Genomic DNA, 17,079 nt, shown 5'->3' with positions numbered 1-17,079 from the left:
TCTTTAATTAATGTGTCAGTTGGCTTATTATAAATGGTATTGGTCTTTCATAGTATATATGGTAGACCTATTATAATTTGGAAAATGTTTGAAAAGTGAGCGCAGTGATAAATATATAGATATCTAGCACTCTAAAGAATCAGTTTGTACTAATAGGAGGAAGTATAAAGTTGTTTAAAGAATTTTCCATCTCGCGGACATCATGTCTTGGCAAATCCCCGATTTATCAGGCAACCATCACAAGTGAAGGGCATGTAAGTTGGCAGGGTGAGAAGTATGTTTCATATATAGGCGTTAAGAACTTTACGGTTTCTAAGCAAAGAGTTAAAAAAATTGAAGATCTCTTGCTATCATTCGATTACAAAAACTTCATTTATAATACTACTGCACAAATTGTGCCGGATAGCCCGACTTGTGTTACCCGATTGGTATATCAATTTGGCGAACATAAGACAGTGGTACATGATTTGGGTGACGAGGATGCTGCTTGTGATAATAGTAAGCATACATTGAAAAAATTGGATGCCTTTGAAAGAAAAATGGAAGAATTATTGGGATTAAAGAATTTAATTAAACAACCTCTCTATCTCTTCCATATTAAAAGAAAGTCGAACTCACATGAGGAATATGTAATATCCAGCTCCAATCAAGCTGATGCATTTCAAATGATTAATGTTAATGAAGCTAATTATCATAGCTGGCAAATTGAAAAGTTAGGGAAAGATGGTACGGGTCGTATACATCCATATATTATTATGAGCTCTAGTACTAAACTTTAATGAGAAATAGTCGATGAATTGGAGTTTTTTTATTAATTTTAAGTTTGCTACTTGCAGGTTCCCTATTTGAGGAGTACAATTAATTTTATTAATTATTCTGACAATTTAAAGGGGACATCACATGGATACTCAACTAATTTCTATCACAAAAACCAATTATAAAAAAGAAAAGCCCAATCCTGAAACACTTGGCTTCGGAAGAATTTTTACGGATCATATGTTTATTATGGATTATGATGAAGAATTGGGTGGGTGGCATGATCCGAGGATTATTCCCTATCAACCTATTACACTAGAGCCTTCCTGTATGACTTTTCACTATGGACAAACGGTTTTTGAAGGGCTAAAAGCATATCGTACTCACGATAATCGGGTTTTTCTGTTTAGACCAGAAAAGAATTTTGAACGGATGAACAAATCTAATGATCGTTTATGCATCCCCCATATAGATGAGTCGTTTGTTATCAAGGCATTGGAAATCCTAATCGATATTGATCGTGAATGGATTCCGGACCGGGAAGGTACTTCTTTATACGTACGGCCGTTTATTATTGCAACAGAACCTTATTTGGGTGTTGCACCGTCCAAGCATTATCAGTTCATAATCATTTTGTCACCAGTGGGAGCGTATTATAAAGAGGGAATCAATCCCGTTCGAATTGGTGTTGAGAAAGATTACGTACGATCTGTAAAGGGCGGTACAGGGATGGCCAAAACAGGCGGTAATTATTCATCCAGTCTTAAAGCACAGGAATTGGCAGAAGCACTTGGCTGTTCACAGGTGCTTTGGCTTGATGGAATTGAGAAAAAGTATATCGAAGAAGTCGGAAGCATGAACGTCTTCTTTAAAATAAATGGTGAGGTTGTCACGCCTGCATTAAACGGCAGTGTATTGGATGGTGTGACTCGTCAATCAATTATTCAGCTATTACAACATTGGAACATCCCAGTTACAGAACGTCGAGTTTCTATGCAGGAGATTATTGAGGCTAATAAAAATGGGAAATTGGAAGAAGCCTTTGGGACAGGAACAGCAGCAGTAGTTTCGCCAATTGGTGAATTATTATGGGATAATGAAATTTTAACCATCAACAAAGGGAAAATAGGAACGTTAACGCAAAAATTATATGATACCATCACAGGGATACAAAATGGTAAAGTAGAAGATCCATTCAATTGGATAAAGGAAGTCAAAGAAGAAAGCCAGATACATGCGTATAAATAATAAGTTTTTAAAGAAAATCGTGGGTAACCACGGTTTTTTTTTGCATTTTTTTGTTTGGTGGATACTAATTTGGAAAGTGTATATATAAGATAGTTAAACTATTTAATTATAATATGGTATAATAATTAAGCAAAAAAATTAAAATTATTCTCGATGTAAGAGAGGACAATATAGGATGGATGGTAAAGAAAATCAAATAGAAGAATTTGAAAGTATATTGATTTCAACAATTAGAACAATCATGTCGGAGATTACGCAGCATCAGGATTTGGGGATTACCGGATCGCAATTTCATTTGTTAAATAAAATTGAAAAAGAAAAAGTGACAAACGTTAAACATTTAGCGAAAATCCTCAATGTGAAACCAAGCGCGATCACCGTCATGCTTGAAAGGCTGGTGCAGCATGGATTTGTTTCAAGAGTTCAAGATGAGAAGGATAGAAGGTTTGTCGCAGTAACACTTACCGAAGAGGGGGTTCAAGTTCTTCAGAAGGCAAGAGAGAACTCCCGAGAAATTTTAAAAAAGTATGCAGCTTTACTGGATGAACACGAACTGAAGATATTAAATTCTATTCTTCAAAAATTTACTGATTATCAATCAAAATAATAAATATTTATAAAGAAAGAAGGAATAGTTTTGCCAAAAACACATAAAAAAGCATCTATATTAAAAATACTAACAAGATTTTTCTTCATTACACTTGGTGCAGTCATGATGGCTGTTGCATTGGAACTCTTCTTGGTACCAAACAGTGTCATTGATGGTGGAATAACTGGGATATCCATTATGCTTTCACATATAACCAAATTACAGTTGGGACTATTCATCTTTATTATTAACTTGCCATTCCTTTATATTGGATACAAACAAATTGGTAAAACTTTTGCGATTTCCTCTATTTATGGTATTGCTGTCCTTTCTGTTAGTACAGCAATGTTGCATCATATTGAGCCATTTACAGATGAGAAAATCCTGGCTGTGTTATTTGGAGGATTGATTCTTGGACTTGGAGTTGGGATTGTCATTCGTGTTGGCGGTGCCCTTGACGGTACAGAAATCATAGCGATTTTATTATCTAAGAAATTAAGATTACCAGTTGGACAAATCATTATGTTCATAAATGTTTTCATCTTTATAGCTGCAGGTTTCGTATTTGAATGGGATTCTGCAATGTATTCTATTTTCGCGTATTATATGGCCGCTAAGGTTATGGATATCGTAGTAGAAGGTTTAAATGAATCTAGATCTGTAACGATTATTTCCAACGAATATGCAGAAATTTCAGAGGCTATTCAGGATCGCCTTGGAAGATCGACCACGTTTATTTATGCAAAGGGTGGCTACCTAAAGGAAGATACGCAAATGGTTTATTGCGTAATGACACGTCTGGAATTGGCTAAATTAAAAGATGTTGTACATGATATTGATGAAAATGCCTTTATAGCGATTCAGAACGTTTCTGATGTTATGGGCGGTAACTTTGAAAAGAAAAACATACACTAATATTTAATACGATAGCAGCTCATCATTGGGCTGCTATTTTTGTTAGTTGAATAAATTACAAATATTTCTAGAGTAAAAATAATATTTAATGGGAATAGAAGTGAGAGATTAAGGGAGGAATTTAGATATGAAAAATGATAAACCGATTATTGGGTTAACAAGTAATATATTAAAAATAGAAGGAAACAATACAACAACTGTATTTTTAAGTTATTCAGAAGCAATAAAAAAAACAGGTGGAATTCCATTGATTTTTCCATTGGGTAATGAGGAACTCGCTAAGATTTGGGTTTCGATGGTTGATGGGATTTTATTAACGGGTGGTATTGATGTGAATCCGATATTTTACAATGAACCACCAAGTGAGGATTTAGGAGACACACATAAGGGGCTAGATCAATCACATTTCCAAATCATTGAAGAAGCACGCAAGCAAGGGAAACCGTTATTTGGAATATGCAGGGGTTCACATTTAATTAATGTAGCAGCAGGTGGAAGTCTCTACCAGCATGTTGAAGAAGATAAAGAAGATGATAATTCTGATGATTTGGAGCATCTATCAAATGTAGAGCGGCCTGAGCCAGTTCATACAGTTTTTTTAGAACAGGATAGCCAACTATATAGTATTGTCAAAAAGGATAAAATGGATGTGAATAGTTTTCATCATCAGGGCATAAAAGAGTTAGGTAAAGGCTTAAAACCAGTCGCGAAGGCTGAAGATGGATTAATAGAAGCGTTTGAAGGAATTGATGATTCAATTATGGCAACACAATTTCATCCAGAAGAATTGCGTAAACATGATGCCAGCATGGATCAATTGTTAAGACATTTTATTGGTGTTTGTAAGCAAAACGCTTTATGAGAAATTAAGTAAGCTAAACGAAAAGACTGTCATTTGGCAGTCTTTTTCTATGTGTAGTATATTGGGATAAATAGAATATACTGGGTTAGGGGTCGAGCGCCATGTTGGATGAAGGCAAAGTACCAAGTAATTCAAAAGCTTATTTGACTGATTTAGTTTTACCTGCTGATACAAATCAGTACAATTCGATTTTTGGTGGTAAGGTAATGGCGTATGTTGATAAAATTGCAGGAATTGCTGCGATGCGTCATTGTAGAAAACCAGTGGTTACAGCTTCAAGTGATTCGTTCGATTTTCATGCTCCTATTAAATCTGGGCAGGCTATCTGTTTGGAGGCGTTTGTTACTTGGTCACACAATACCTCAATGGTGGTGTATGTAAGGGTTGAAGGAGAGAATCTGATGACTGGAGAGAGAAGACTAACGTCTGAGGCATTCTTGACCATGATTGCGATTGATAAAGATGGAAGGCCCTCTTCAGTTCCTAAAGTACTGCCTGAAACCGAGCTTGAAAAAGAGCTGTATAATCGTGCTGAAGCGAAGTATCAAGAACGGAAAATGAGAAAGCAGAAATCTAAATAAGGGAGTCACCAAAGCCTTGGAAATATGTTTTTCAAGGTTTTATGATGATTTTTGTAACGGCTAATACTCCTCAATTATTCCTGCTTTTTAAAAAGAAATAGTCCTAAATTAGAAGGAAATTTCTAGAGATGAATAGCTATAGTTGAGTTACTTCTACCAAAGAAGAGAGAAAACATATACATAGATCCAGACCGAATTCAGTAACCTGAGGGAGCTAGTTTACTATTATAGAGATTAACACAGATGATAACAGGGAGGGCTGAGGCCTTCCCTTTTTTATTTCTGAAAAATAAATAATGGTATCTGACTCCTCTAGATATTTCATATTAACCATGTGTATACCTCCGAAACTGAACAGGGTTTACAGAGAGTGATATAGACTCAAGATCAGATGTTCCCAGTATTAATTGGATGATTATCCTATCATAAAAATCTTAGGATCGTCAGATATAAATAACTCAAACGAAGGTACTATATTATATGAAAATACTAATTGTGAATGCTGATGATTATGAGATTTATTGCATTTGAAATTTCTGGTTAGTAAGCCTTTAAAAAGGGTATTGTTTTATCAACGTTATGAATGATTTTTCGACTATGGAATATTGATTGGAAATTCCAATCTGATACGTATTAAAAGATATGAAAATATGGATAGCATAAGATAAAGCAGGAGAATCAGAGATGAGGACTGCAATATTATAAAATATCAAATCTATCTAAATGGAGGGAAAATGATGAATGAAGTAGAAAAATTCAGGTTAATTCTCCATGGTGGAGACGGTCGAAGCTGTGCGGTGGAAGCAATTGCTGCAGCGAAGCACGGAGATTATAGCCTAGCTCACCAAAAATTGAAAGAATCAACAGATGCTATTCTAATGGCTCATCAAACGCAAGTTTGTTTATTACAGAAAGAAACGGAAGAAGTTATGAATGTATCATTCCTAATGCTACTTGCACAGAATAATCTGATGAAAACCTTGACAGTTAAGAATATGGCTGCTGAATTTGTAGAATTATATGAAAGCAGCGAGTTACACACCGGAATTGATAGAAGATTTTATAAAAATGTATGAGGAATAAATTGGCTGTGAAGGGATTATGGTTTACCGATATTGAAGATGGCAAATAAAAACTGGAAAGAGTAGGAACGTTGCCAAATTAAAAAGAAGGTTTGCTTGTATTATCATTGAATTGATGGGTAGAAAGGCATTACAACAAGCTGTCAATGAATAAAGGAGCAATCAGGAAGTTTACTCTATGACAGCGTTGTTGAAATCAGCTGTATTATTACAAGTAAGGGCCTTACCAATAGCAATTGGCGATCTTCCGGTTGCGTCTGAGTACAGTAAAGTAAATTAAATCATTTGAGAGTGAAACGGTAATTTTGGAAAACAGGATTAGCTGTAATTGAGTTAACGAGCAATCAACTTGTATCTTCGGGGGTTAACAAAATAGTTGAAAAACTCTGTAGCTCTATAAATTTCAGCTTTTATAATTCTTCACTTAACTTTTTTTGAAGCCTGAGAGGCTTTTTTTATTGCCTCAATATATTTTCCTTTGCCAATTTGGTTAATTCCTTCACCATGCTTCCACCTAGTTTACCGCCGATTTTTCCTGCATCTGCTGCAGCAATGCGACCATTATATCCTTCATTGAGGGGAATGCCAAGATCTTTAGCTACTTCATATTTTGCTCTGTCCGGGTGGTCGGCTTGCGCCACTTTTGCTTTCAGCTGATCTAATTGTTCCCTGGATTCAGGTACTAAAATTTTTCTGCGTTTGGCCATCGTTAATCACGTCTCCTTTAAATATAAGGTGCCCAAACCGCATTTTATCTACTCGATTTGTTATAATGAATTTTATATGAATTAGATAGAGATATTTAGCAGGGGGAAAATTGAAGTTATGAAATTTGTTTCTTGGAATGTGAATGGGATAAGAGCTTGCGTTGGAAAAGGTTTTTTGGATACTTTTAAAGAATTAAACGCTGATATATTTTGTTTGCAGGAAACTAAACTGCAGGAGGGCCAGATTAATCTGGAGCTGGATGGCTATTATCAATACTGGAATTACGCTGTAAAAAAAGGATACTCAGGCACGGCAATTTTTACTCGTCAAAAACCATTATCCGTTAAATACGGGATTGGGAATGATGAGTATGATGTGGAAGGCAGAGCCATTACATTGGAATTTGATCAATTTTTCATTGTAAATGTGTATACACCAAATTCACAGCGTGACCTGGCAAGGCTTGGGTACCGTTTGGTTTGGGAAGATTTACTTTATGCTTACTTACATGAATTGAATAAAGAGAAAGCAGTGATTTTAACGGGAGATTTAAATGTTGCTCATAAACCCGAAGATTTACGAAACCCCAAATCAAATAAAGGGAATTCTGGCTTCACAGATGAGGAACGAGGTAAGATGACAGCTTTATTATCTAGCGGTTTTGTTGATTCCTTCCGTTATCTCTATCCTGATAAAACAGAAGTGTATAGCTGGTGGTCTTATATGAGCAAAGTCCGCGAACGTAATATTGGGTGGCGGATTGACTACTTTATTGTGTCTGAATCAATCGCTAATCTAATTACCGAAGCAGAAATCCACACGTCAATTATGGGTAGTGACCATTGTCCAATTTCTTTGGAAATGAAAATTTGAGTCGATGTAATTTTTAGTTAGTCGTATAGAGAAGTCCATATTCAAAAGTAAGGCATTAATCTAAAAATTATTTGAAAACAAAGAAACACTTTCAGCATTTCGAGAAAGTGTTTCTTTTTGTTTGTTAAAGCATTCTGTAAATCTCTTTATGGTTTACCGTTTGATTAGAATACCAAAAATGAGGTAGAAGATACTCCATAAAGTAATTCCCCATATCAAAAAGATACCCAATAAGGCTGCAATATCCATTAAAGATTTTATTTCAAACCATCCACTGAAAATAAGACATGGAAAAATGGTCAAAAGCATAAAACCAAAGTGAATTATACTCTGCTTCTTCAACGACCAGCCATCAATACTGTATATAACTGAAAAACCTGCAACTAGAGCACTGATTATACCCACAATAAACGTACTTCTTACCTCATGAACCGGTCCAGAGCCGTAATAAAGAACAATTGATATACTAGTCAAAATTAAAAAAGGTATAAACGCTCTTATCATTCCTGCCGTTACATAAGCTATTGTCTTCACCTCGTTCATATATCATATTCACAAGAGTAGACCTTACCAATAAACAGATTATATTTGTTAACATATTTATAATTTTGCCGTAACAGTAGGGGCATGCTGGGCAGTATTTGGCACACGGAGCATGAAGAGCCCGCCAATGATAAATAGGACCACTAAACTAAGCACACCAATATTTGTATTGCCGGTAATTTGCGTTGTGATTCCCATTAAAAATGGACCGGTAATAGCAGCAAATTTTCCAAAGATATTATAAAAGCCAAAAAATTCATTTGAAGACTCTTTTGGCACAAGTTTAGCGTAATAGGAGCGGCTTAAAGCTTGAATCCCACCCTGTGACGTACCTACCAGGATAGCCAATATCCAAAAATCAAGCGCTGACGTAATAAAATAAGCGTAGATACAAATAAATGTGTAGATTGCTATACCTACTAAAATCATGATTTTTTCATTGTATTTAGCTGCCAGTCTGGCATATAGCAAAGAGAATGGAGCGGCTATGACTTGCGTGACAAATAAAACAATTAACAAGGTAGTCGAGCTAAAGCCTAAATCAGTTCCATAGGCAGTCGACATCGTAATAATCGTATGCACACCATCAATATAAAAAAAATAAGCAATCAGGAAAATAAATAAATGACGATAGGCTCTGATATTTTGGAACGTAGCAAACAGGCGTTTAAAACTCATCCTGATTGGGTTTCTAACCCGTTCAATATAATATGTTTGTTGTACATTTCTTAGCAGCGGAATCGTAAATAATCCCCACCATAGTGCTGTGATTATAAAGGCTGCTTGCATTGCTGCTGTAATGGAGAGTGGAATGATTTTTTGTTGAGAGAGCAGGGTGAGGGCAATCCCAATGATAAATGGAATGGTACTTCCTATATACCCCAATGCATATCCGTGAGCAGAGAGTTTACTCATTTTATTATCATCGGTCACATCTACTAAAAAGGCATCATAAAAAATATTTGCGCCTGCAAAACCAATGGAAGTGATGATGTAGCAAATCAATAAAATGATCCATTGATCAAAAGGTACGATTGCTAGCATGAAAGTGAAGAGTATCCCCAGTGAAAAAAAGAAAATAAAGAAACGTTTCTTAAATCCTTTAAAATCTGCAATTGTACCCAAGAGCGGTGCCAAAATAGAGATTAATAATGTACCAATAGAATTGGCATAACCCCAATAAGCAGTTGACGTAGCATTCGATATATTCGCTGCATCTGCGGCTGCTTTGAAATAAATAGGAAAGATGGCTGTCACGATTACAATTGAATAGGCTGAATTTGCCCAGTCATAAAAAGCCCAGCTTTTCTCCTGCTTTGTTAGTGAACTCATACCTTACCTCCTTTATTCTTTTGGCTGGATAAACGCTTCTATCACCTTTCCATCTGTTTCTCCCAGGGAGAGACCCAGCATAGCAGCTAATGTAGGACCTATATCGACAAGGTGCATGTTTGGAATGATTTGTCCGCTTGTGACTCCTTTGCCTGCTGCTATAAATACGGTGCTGTAATCTGGTTTTTGAGGAGAATATCCATGTGTGGCCAATGTATATTTGGGTTCACGCTTCACATCTTCTGCGCTTATATGCTTAATGAAATCGCCTTCATAAGATTCCGTGAAATAGAACCCTTTTCTTGCTTCAAGCATGAAGGCACAAGCTGGGTCTGCCCCTAAATTTTCTGCTTCAGTACCAGTCAGGATTTGTTCAATCCCGTTGTCTTTGTTCTCCATTAATTTAGTCAATAATGACTGAACTCGCTTGTAGGTACCGATATCTTCTTTATCTTTTACGTAAATATATGCTGATCCATCACAGGATTTACAATAAGCCTTCCAATTGATCAATTTTCCTTGTTTGTTAATATGTATAAAATTTTCCCGTTTAAATAGGGTGTTTACTTGTATCGCTTTATTTTCATCTAATGCACTGTGATCCCCAAGGACAATCACTGTTGTTTCTTCATATAATTGTATTTCTTTCAATGTGGTAATAATTTGGCCAAGACGTTCATTATGCCTTGTCAGTGCTTCATTAGCTTCGCTGGAATCAAATCCATGGTCATGTCGCTTTGAATCCAAATCTGTGAAATGAACAAGAAGTAAATGTGGCTGCTTCGTTTTGATTGTTTCAAGGCAAGAGGCCAGCACAAAGTCATCTAAATGTGGTTGACTCAGTCCCTGCCTCAGATGGCCGAATTTTTTATTCAGCTGCCATTGGTAGAGAGGACTGCCGCTGAAGAGTGAGACAAGCAGTTGAGTTTGCCAGGGTCTGTTTGGAAAAATTTCCGGCAAATTGTAATCGATGTTCGCACGGCCAGTGACAGGCCATAAAAGGGAAGCGGTTGTTAGGTTGGCCTTTTTTGCCTGATCATATAAAGTAGTGCCTTTAATAGAAGATCTGTACCATTGCCAATCAGGAGATTTCCGGCCGGGCTGAATAAGCGTATTGTTGATAATCCCATGTCTTTTCGGATAATTACCTGTGATGATGGAGGTATGACAAGGATAGGTTAAAGAGGGGTAGATGGTTTGAACATGGTTTGCATAAGATCCTCTCTCAATTATATCCCTGAAGTGCGTTAAATTAGTTAATTTAGGAAAATCCAATGCAGATAAGCAATCAAAAGATATTACAATTATTCGCTTTGTTAGGCCGTTCATAGATACCTCCTTTCCGCTTTATCTTTTATTTTACTATTGTGTAATGAATTGTATAGTTTATTTTTTTGAAAATACATAAAATTGAGATATATTTATATATAATAGATGATTTTCAAGAAGTAAATTATGTTATACTAATTGGTAAAAAGTATAACATATTAGTTTGAATTTTAAAAAAGTGGTGATACTATTAAGTTAACGAAAAAATTAATTGAGGTTGATTTAGAGAGGGAGATGAACAGAAAAATAACAGTCATTGCTTATATATTACGAATACATAACTAATTTATGGATAGAAGGGAATTGGCTGATGAACAAGAGGGAAATTGTATACGTTATATCTGATTCGGTAGGAGAAACAGCAGAATTTGTCGTAAAGGCGGTTGCCACACAGTTTAATGGCGGACAAGTAGATATTAGAAGAAATTCATATGTAAAAAGTGAAGAAGATATTGATGAAATTATCAATTTAGCAAAACAGGACTCCTCCATTATTGCGTACACCCTTGTTATTCCTTCCTTAAAAGAGCATGTGGATTTGCGGGCTAAAGAAGCGAATGTAGTAGCAGTTGATCTGTTATCTCCATTATTAAATGCATTTGAGGAAAAATTCCATAAGCCAGCCAATCATCTTTCAGGATTAACCAGACAATTGGATGAAGACTATTTTCGTAAGGTTGAAGCAGTTGAATTTGCCGTCAAGTACGATGATGGTAAAGATGCAAGGGGTCTTTTAAATGCAGATATTGTGATAATAGGAGTCTCAAGGACTTCAAAAACTCCATTATCGATGTATTTAGCACACAAAGGGTACAAGGTAGCCAATGTGCCTTTAGTTCCAGAAGTTTCACCGCCTGATGAGTTATTCAAAATTAAAAAGAGTAAATGTGTTGGTCTGATTATAACTCCAGACCAGTTAAATGCAATCCGTAAAGAAAGATTAAAATCATTAGGTTTAACCTCTCAGTCTAACTATGCCAGTTATGAGCGAATATTAGAGGAATTGGATTATGCCGAGAAAATTATGAAAAGAGTCGGCTGTCCGATCATTAATGTTTCCAATAAAGCTATTGAAGAAACAGCGAGTATTATTTTGGATATTTTAAAAGGTGAGAGGAGCTATGTATGATGACTAAATATGTTTATCTTTTTAACGAAGGAAATAGTAATATGAAAGATTTATTGGGTGGTAAAGGAGCTAATTTAGCTGAAATGACGAATATCGGTTTACCTGTACCATTTGGATTCACCATCAGTACAGAAGCCTGTAACTCTTATTATGAAAATGAAAAACAAATTACTGAAGAGATGGAAGAGCAAATTCTCGAGGCACTCCAAAATCTTGAACAGAGCACTGGTAAAAAGCTTGGCGACCCAACTGATCCCCTCTTAGTTTCTGTTAGATCAGGATCCGTCTTTTCAATGCCGGGTATGATGGATACTGTCTTAAATCTCGGTATGAATGATAAAACGGTTGTTGGCATGGCAGAGTTAACAGGAAATCCAAGGTTTGCTTATGACTCTTATCGTCGTTTCATTCAAATGTTCAGCGATGTGGTTTTGGGAGTTGATGGATTTTATTTTGAGCAATTGCTGGAAGATATACGTGAACAAAAAGGGTATCAAAATGATCCTGAATTAACCGCCGAAGATTGGAAAACAGTTATAGAAGGTTATAAAAATATTGTTAGAAAGCACACGAAACAAAGTTTCCCCGAAGACCCTCGTGAGCAAATGTTTTTAGCTGTTAAAGCGGTATTTGATTCTTGGAATAATCAGCGTGCAAAAGTGTACAGACGTTTAAATAAAATTCCTGGACATTTAGGAACAGCAGTTAATATTCAAAGCATGGTTTTTGGGAATATGGGTGAAGATTCCGGAACAGGAGTGGCATTTACCCGAAACCCATCCACCGGAGAGCATGTTTTATATGGGGAATATTTAATTAATGCTCAGGGAGAAGATGTAGTTGCGGGAATCAGGACACCACAGCCTATACATACCTTGGAAAATGATATGCCAGATGTTTTTGAACAATTCGTAAATACATGCAAGCAGCTTGAAAAACACTATTTGGATTTGCAGGATATAGAATTTACGGTTGAGCGTGGACAATTATACATTCTTCAAACGAGATCCGGTAAACGTACTGCACAGGCAGCCATTAGAATTGCTGTAGAAATGGTGCAGGAAGGGATTATCGATAAAAAAACAGCGCTGTTAAGAGTAGATCCGGAGCAATTGGATCAGCTACTCCACTCCCGAATTGATGACACTTATGAACGAAAACAACTGGCTAAAGGCCTTCCAGCATCACCAGGATCTGCTACAGGCCAAGTAGTATTTGATGCGAATGAAGCAGAAAGATTGGGCAATGACGGCCAAAAGGTCATTCTTGTCCGTCCTGAGACGACACCTGATGATATTCATGGAATAGTTGCTGCCCAGGCAATTGTTACAACCCGTGGGGGAATGACAAGCCATGCTGCCGTGGTAGCGAGAGGTATGGGAAAGCCATGTATCTGCGGCTGTGAGCCATTAAAGATTGATTTAAAAGAAAAGCAATTCAGAGTTGGCGATACAGTAGTGAACCATCATGATACCATTACGATAGATGGATCTACAGGTGAAATCATGCTTGGAGAGATTCCAATGATTGATCCAGAATTATCGGATGAATTTTTAACTTTATTATCATGGGCGGATGAAACTAGAAAACTAGGGGTACGTGCAAATGCCGACAATCCAGAGGATGCAAGAAAGGCTCTCGAATTTGGGGCTGGCGGAATCGGACTATGTCGAACAGAGCATATGTTCATGGATGCAAAACGTGTACCGTTTGTCCAACAAATGATTCTTTCTGAGACCATTGCGGAAAGAAATAAAGCATTAGAATATTTATTGCCAATGCAGCAAGAGGATTTTGAAGGCATTTTTGAAGCCATGCAGGGAAATCCGGTTACTATTCGCTTATTAGATCCACCATTACATGAATTCTTACCTGATAAAGAAGAATTAATCATCGAAGTGACGAAGCTTCAAATTACTGATCCTGATTCAAAGGAATTAATGAAAAAAGAGCAACTGTTAAAAAAGGTTCGTCAATTGGATGAATTTAATCCTATGCTTGGACATCGCGGTTGCCGATTAGGCATGATTCATCCAGAAATATACGGCATGCAGGCAAAAGCTATTTTCTATGCGATTGCTAACTTAATGGAGCGCGGTATTCCGGTTCAGCCTGAGATCATGATTCCGCTTGTTGGACATGTGAATGAATTGAAACAAATGCGACAATTGGTGATGGATACAGCGATTCAGGTAGAGGCAGAAACGGACAAAAAGTTCCAGTACACGATTGGTACTATGATTGAAATCCCAAGGGCAGCACTTACTGCTGATCAAATTGCCAAAGAGGCAGACTTCTTCTCATTCGGTACTAACGATTTAACCCAAACAACTTTTGGATACAGCCGTGATGATGCGGAAGGGAAGTTTTTACAAACATATATAGAAGAAAAAGTCCTGCCTGAAAACCCTTTTGCAGTGTTAGACCAAGATGGTGTAGGTAAGCTGGTCGAAATGGGAGTGAAATTGGGCAGACAAACAAAACCTGAATTAAAAACTGGCATATGCGGGGAGCATGGCGGAGAAAAAATATCAATCGACTTCTGTTATAAAGCCGGTTTAGACTATGTAAGCTGTTCGCCTTATCGTGTTCCATTGGCAAGGCTGGCAGCTGCACAGGCAACTTTGCGATATGATGATATAAAGGAAGCCGTGACTAATTAATTATTTGTTTATCTAAGAAGCGCTGTATCAGGCGCTTCCTTTTTTTATGATTAAAAAATAAACAAAGGGGTATAAAATAGTTGAAAGTCAAAAAAGGTCAGAGTATAATGTAATTAAGGTCAAAGATAGTCAAAGTCAAATTGACCAGTTTCAAATGAGTTTAGTAACTGTAAAACGATAAAATAAATTTAGAATTATAAGGAGGATACATCTATGGTTTGCGAAAAATGCCAACAAAACCAAGCAACTGTACAGATGCAATTAAGGGTGAATGGACATCAGGAAAATCATCATTTGTGTTCTTCATGCTATAAAGAGGAACGCAATAAATTAGGAGCTCAAATGGGAGGAATGAATTTACATCCATTTAAGCCATTTACATTAGAATCATTTTTCAACCAGGGTAACGGAGATTCATTTATGTCAGATATGTCTGGCTCAATGGACCAGACAAATCACAACCAGCATAAACAGGTCAGAACACAAACACAGCCGCCTAATGGTGGAGGATTACTTGATCAATACGGTCGTAACTTAACTTATAATGCAAAAGCAGGACTCATTGATCCAGTGATTGGACGTGAAGAAGAGGTTAAACGTGTAATTGAGATATTGAACAGACGTACGAAAAATAATCCAGTCCTGATCGGTGAACCAGGGGTTGGTAAAACAGCGATTGCTGAAGGACTTGCGCTTAAAATTGCGGAAGGGAATGTTCCCTTAAAACTAAAGGATAAAGAAGTATATCTGCTTGATGTTGCTTCCTTAGTATCCAATACTGGTATTCGTGGGCAATTTGAGGAACGGATGAAGCAGCTTATTCAAGAATTGCAAACAAGAAAAAATGTGATTCTGTTTATTGACGAAATTCATCAGCTTGTAGGTGCCGGATCTGCAGAAGGCTCCATGGATGCAGGGAATATTCTGAAACCAGCGCTTGCGCGTGGAGAGTTACAATTAGTAGGTGCAACAACATTAAATGAGTATCGTCAAATTGAAAAAGATGGGGCACTTGAAAGACGTTTCCAACCAGTAATGGTTAATGAGCCTACAACTGCAGAAGCGTTAGATATTCTAAAAGGATTAAGAGAAAGATATGAATCCTACCATTCCGTTGAATTTAGTGATGAAGTATTAGAAGCAGCGGTAGAACTGTCACACCGCTATATTCAAGATCGTTTCTTGCCGGATAAAGCCATTGACTTAATGGATGAAGCTGGTTCTAAATTGAATTTGACAATTGAAAATCAAGGTGAAGAATCAGTAAAAGAAAGATTGGCGCAAATTCACAAAGAAAAAGAACAGGCATTAAAAACAGAAGCCTATGAACAGGCTGCCAAACTTCGAGACGAAGAAGAAAAACTTGAAAATATGCTTAAAACAGGAACTGGTGAAAAGCCGAAGGTAACTGTAGAAGATATCCAGAAAATCATCGAACAGAAAACAGGTATACCAGTAGGTAAGCTACAAGAGGATGAAGCTGTTCGAATGAATAAGCTTCAAGAGGAACTTAAAAATAAAGTAATCGGTCAGGATGAGGCCGTTCAAAAAGTGGCGAAAGCTGTTCGTCGGAGCCGTGCCGGCTTAAAAGCCAAAAATCGCCCAATTGGATCATTCTTATTTGTAGGTCCGACTGGAGTTGGGAAGACTGAGCTATCAAAAGCATTGGCAGAAGAATTGTTTGGCACAAAAGACTCTATGATTCGTTTAGATATGAGTGAATATATGGAGAAACACAGTGTGTCTAAATTAATCGGTTCTCCTCCGGGATATGTCGGACATGAAGAAGCCGGACAATTAACCGAAAAGGTTCGCCGTAAACCATATAGCATCATTCTTTTGGATGAAATTGAAAAAGCTCATCCAGATGTGATGCACATGTTCTTGCAAATCCTTGAAGATGGACGTTTAACAGACAGTCAGGGACGCACAGTAAACTTTAAAGACACAGTGATTATCATGACAAGTAATGCAGGAGTCGGTGAGAAAGTTAAGAAAGTTGGTTTTGGAGCAGGAGGAGTAGAGGAAGAAGTATCTATTCTTCAATCTCTTGGCAGCTACTTCAAGCCTGAATTTTTAAACCGTTTTGATAGCATCATTGAGTTTAAATCATTAACAAAAGAAAACTTACTTGAAATTGTAGATATTATGCTTGCTGAACTATATGAAATGCTTGATCATGAAGGATTTAAACTGACCATAACAGATGAAGTAAAAGAAAAACTGGCTGAGCTTGGATATAATCCTGCTTTTGGAGCACGTCCATTACGTCGAGTTATTCAGGAACAACTTGAGGATGGAATTGCGGATTGTGTCTTCAATCACCCAGACAAGAGAACATTTAAAGCAGAAGTGATCAAAAACGAAATAAAAGTAGTGACTGTCTAATAAAAATGCCTCCTATCCTTGAGATAGGAGGCATTTTTTGATGAGATTTTGTTCTTTAAGCTATCATAGTTTTGAAATAGG

At 36.8% G+C, this 17,079-nt stretch carries 15 protein-coding genes; 11 read left to right on the top strand and 4 right to left on the bottom strand.

All coding sequences use genetic code 11. The annotated features are described in order from the left end of the window. The first annotated feature begins 170 nt into the window (after positions 1–170). From AC4G3N_RS01105 to AC4G3N_RS01075, 7 genes are all read left to right on the top strand, one after another. Positions 171–779 carry a DUF6438 domain-containing protein gene (locus AC4G3N_RS01105; RefSeq protein WP_491089570.1) on the top strand — a complete coding sequence of 203 codons (609 nt, stop codon included), beginning with the start codon at positions 171–173 and terminating at the stop codon, positions 777–779. A 121-nt stretch (positions 780–900) separates the two neighbouring features. Continuing rightward, positions 901–2,004 (top strand): branched-chain amino acid aminotransferase, encoded by a 1,104-nt coding sequence (locus AC4G3N_RS01100; protein ID WP_491089569.1) that lies wholly within the window; start codon positions 901–903, stop codon positions 2,002–2,004. Between the two features lie 175 nt (positions 2,005–2,179). Further along, on the top strand, positions 2,180–2,611 hold the full coding sequence (locus tag AC4G3N_RS01095; RefSeq protein WP_066103571.1) for a MarR family winged helix-turn-helix transcriptional regulator: 432 nt from the start codon (positions 2,180–2,182) through the stop codon (positions 2,609–2,611). A gap of 30 nt (positions 2,612–2,641) precedes the next feature. Next, positions 2,642–3,508, top strand: a complete 867-nt coding sequence (locus tag AC4G3N_RS01090; protein ID WP_066103573.1) for a YitT family protein — start codon at positions 2,642–2,644, stop codon at positions 3,506–3,508. 127 nt (positions 3,509–3,635) lie between these two features. After that, the gene (locus AC4G3N_RS01085) at positions 3,636–4,370 is read left to right on the top strand and encodes a gamma-glutamyl-gamma-aminobutyrate hydrolase family protein (RefSeq protein WP_066103574.1); all 735 of its coding nucleotides are present in this window, start codon (positions 3,636–3,638) and stop codon (positions 4,368–4,370) included. 101 nt (positions 4,371–4,471) lie between these two features. Further along, positions 4,472–4,951, top strand: coding sequence for an acyl-CoA thioesterase (locus AC4G3N_RS01080; protein WP_066103576.1), 480 nt, complete (start codon positions 4,472–4,474; stop codon positions 4,949–4,951). Between the two features lie 734 nt (positions 4,952–5,685). After that, positions 5,686–6,027, top strand: a complete 342-nt coding sequence (locus tag AC4G3N_RS01075) for a PTS sugar transporter subunit IIA (protein ID WP_491089568.1) — start codon at positions 5,686–5,688, stop codon at positions 6,025–6,027. A 461-nt stretch (positions 6,028–6,488) separates the two neighbouring features. On the opposite strand, the gene AC4G3N_RS01070 is transcribed toward AC4G3N_RS01075, so the two are convergent. Continuing rightward, on the bottom strand, positions 6,489–6,740 hold the full coding sequence (locus tag AC4G3N_RS01070) for an alpha/beta-type small acid-soluble spore protein (RefSeq protein ID WP_066103579.1): 252 nt from the start codon (positions 6,738–6,740) through the stop codon (positions 6,489–6,491). 118 nt (positions 6,741–6,858) lie between these two features. Between AC4G3N_RS01070 and AC4G3N_RS01065 the strand changes: the two genes are divergently transcribed. Next, on the top strand, positions 6,859–7,614 hold the full coding sequence (locus AC4G3N_RS01065; RefSeq protein WP_139891883.1) for an exodeoxyribonuclease III: 756 nt from the start codon (positions 6,859–6,861) through the stop codon (positions 7,612–7,614). A 153-nt stretch (positions 7,615–7,767) separates the two neighbouring features. On the opposite strand, the gene AC4G3N_RS01060 is transcribed toward AC4G3N_RS01065, so the two are convergent. The 3 genes from AC4G3N_RS01060 to AC4G3N_RS01050 are packed head-to-tail and all read right to left on the bottom strand — an operon-like array spanning position 7,768 to position 10,818. Beyond that, positions 7,768–8,157 (bottom strand): DUF3021 family protein, encoded by a 390-nt coding sequence (locus tag AC4G3N_RS01060; RefSeq protein WP_066103583.1) that lies wholly within the window; start codon positions 8,155–8,157, stop codon positions 7,768–7,770. Between the two features lie 57 nt (positions 8,158–8,214). After that, positions 8,215–9,489: an MFS transporter gene (locus AC4G3N_RS01055; protein WP_491089567.1), complete on the bottom strand. Its 1,275-nt coding sequence runs from the start codon at positions 9,487–9,489 to the stop codon at positions 8,215–8,217. Between the two features lie 12 nt (positions 9,490–9,501). After that, the gene (locus tag AC4G3N_RS01050; RefSeq protein WP_066103587.1) at positions 9,502–10,818 is read right to left on the bottom strand and encodes an alkaline phosphatase family protein; all 1,317 of its coding nucleotides are present in this window, start codon (positions 10,816–10,818) and stop codon (positions 9,502–9,504) included. A 310-nt stretch (positions 10,819–11,128) separates the two neighbouring features. On the opposite strand from AC4G3N_RS01050, the gene AC4G3N_RS01045 reads away from it, so the two are divergent. The 3 genes from AC4G3N_RS01045 (at position 11,129) to AC4G3N_RS01035 (ending at position 16,998) form a co-directional block, all read left to right on the top strand. Beyond that, positions 11,129–11,947, top strand: coding sequence for a pyruvate, water dikinase regulatory protein (locus AC4G3N_RS01045; RefSeq protein ID WP_066103589.1), 819 nt, complete (start codon positions 11,129–11,131; stop codon positions 11,945–11,947). After that, positions 11,947–14,610, top strand: coding sequence for a pyruvate, phosphate dikinase (gene ppdK / locus AC4G3N_RS01040; RefSeq protein ID WP_066103591.1), 2,664 nt, complete (start codon positions 11,947–11,949; stop codon positions 14,608–14,610). Before AC4G3N_RS01045 ends, ppdK begins: the two co-directional genes overlap by 1 nt. 213 nt (positions 14,611–14,823) lie before the next feature. Then, a complete protein-coding gene (locus AC4G3N_RS01035) occupies positions 14,824–16,998 on the top strand; it encodes an ATP-dependent Clp protease ATP-binding subunit (RefSeq protein ID WP_066103592.1) in 2,175 nt (724 codons plus the stop codon). Positions 16,999–17,079 lie beyond the last annotated feature (81 nt).

The organism is Bacillus sp. z50, assembly GCF_058313585.1.
The sequence above is the reverse complement of the archived record's forward strand: the minus strand, read 5'-3'. Positions and strand labels throughout refer to the sequence as shown.

What these genes read in the sequence shown, in the direction of transcription:
- AC4G3N_RS01100 (WP_491089569.1), top strand. Translation starts at nt 901, where the DNA reads ATGGATACTCAACTAATTTCTATCACAAAAACCAATTATAAAAAAGAA.
- AC4G3N_RS01095 (WP_066103571.1), top strand. Translation starts at nt 2,180, where the DNA reads ATGGATGGTAAAGAAAATCAAATAGAAGAATTTGAAAGTATATTGATT.
- AC4G3N_RS01085 (WP_066103574.1), top strand. Translation starts at nt 3,636, where the DNA reads ATGAAAAATGATAAACCGATTATTGGGTTAACAAGTAATATATTAAAA.
- AC4G3N_RS01080 (WP_066103576.1), top strand. Translation starts at nt 4,472, where the DNA reads ATGTTGGATGAAGGCAAAGTACCAAGTAATTCAAAAGCTTATTTGACT.
- AC4G3N_RS01075 (WP_491089568.1), top strand. Translation starts at nt 5,686, where the DNA reads ATGATGAATGAAGTAGAAAAATTCAGGTTAATTCTCCATGGTGGAGAC.
- AC4G3N_RS01070 (WP_066103579.1), bottom strand. Translation starts at nt 6,740, where the DNA reads ATGGCCAAACGCAGAAAAATTTTAGTACCTGAATCCAGGGAACAATTA.
- AC4G3N_RS01065 (WP_139891883.1), top strand. Translation starts at nt 6,859, where the DNA reads ATGAAATTTGTTTCTTGGAATGTGAATGGGATAAGAGCTTGCGTTGGA.
- AC4G3N_RS01060 (WP_066103583.1), bottom strand. Translation starts at nt 8,157, where the DNA reads ATGAACGAGGTGAAGACAATAGCTTATGTAACGGCAGGAATGATAAGA.
- AC4G3N_RS01055 (WP_491089567.1), bottom strand. Translation starts at nt 9,489, where the DNA reads ATGAGTTCACTAACAAAGCAGGAGAAAAGCTGGGCTTTTTATGACTGG.
- AC4G3N_RS01050 (WP_066103587.1), bottom strand. Translation starts at nt 10,818, where the DNA reads ATGAACGGCCTAACAAAGCGAATAATTGTAATATCTTTTGATTGCTTA.
- AC4G3N_RS01045 (WP_066103589.1), top strand. Translation starts at nt 11,129, where the DNA reads ATGAACAAGAGGGAAATTGTATACGTTATATCTGATTCGGTAGGAGAA.
- ppdK (WP_066103591.1), top strand. Translation starts at nt 11,947, where the DNA reads ATGACTAAATATGTTTATCTTTTTAACGAAGGAAATAGTAATATGAAA.
- AC4G3N_RS01035 (WP_066103592.1), top strand. Translation starts at nt 14,824, where the DNA reads ATGGTTTGCGAAAAATGCCAACAAAACCAAGCAACTGTACAGATGCAA.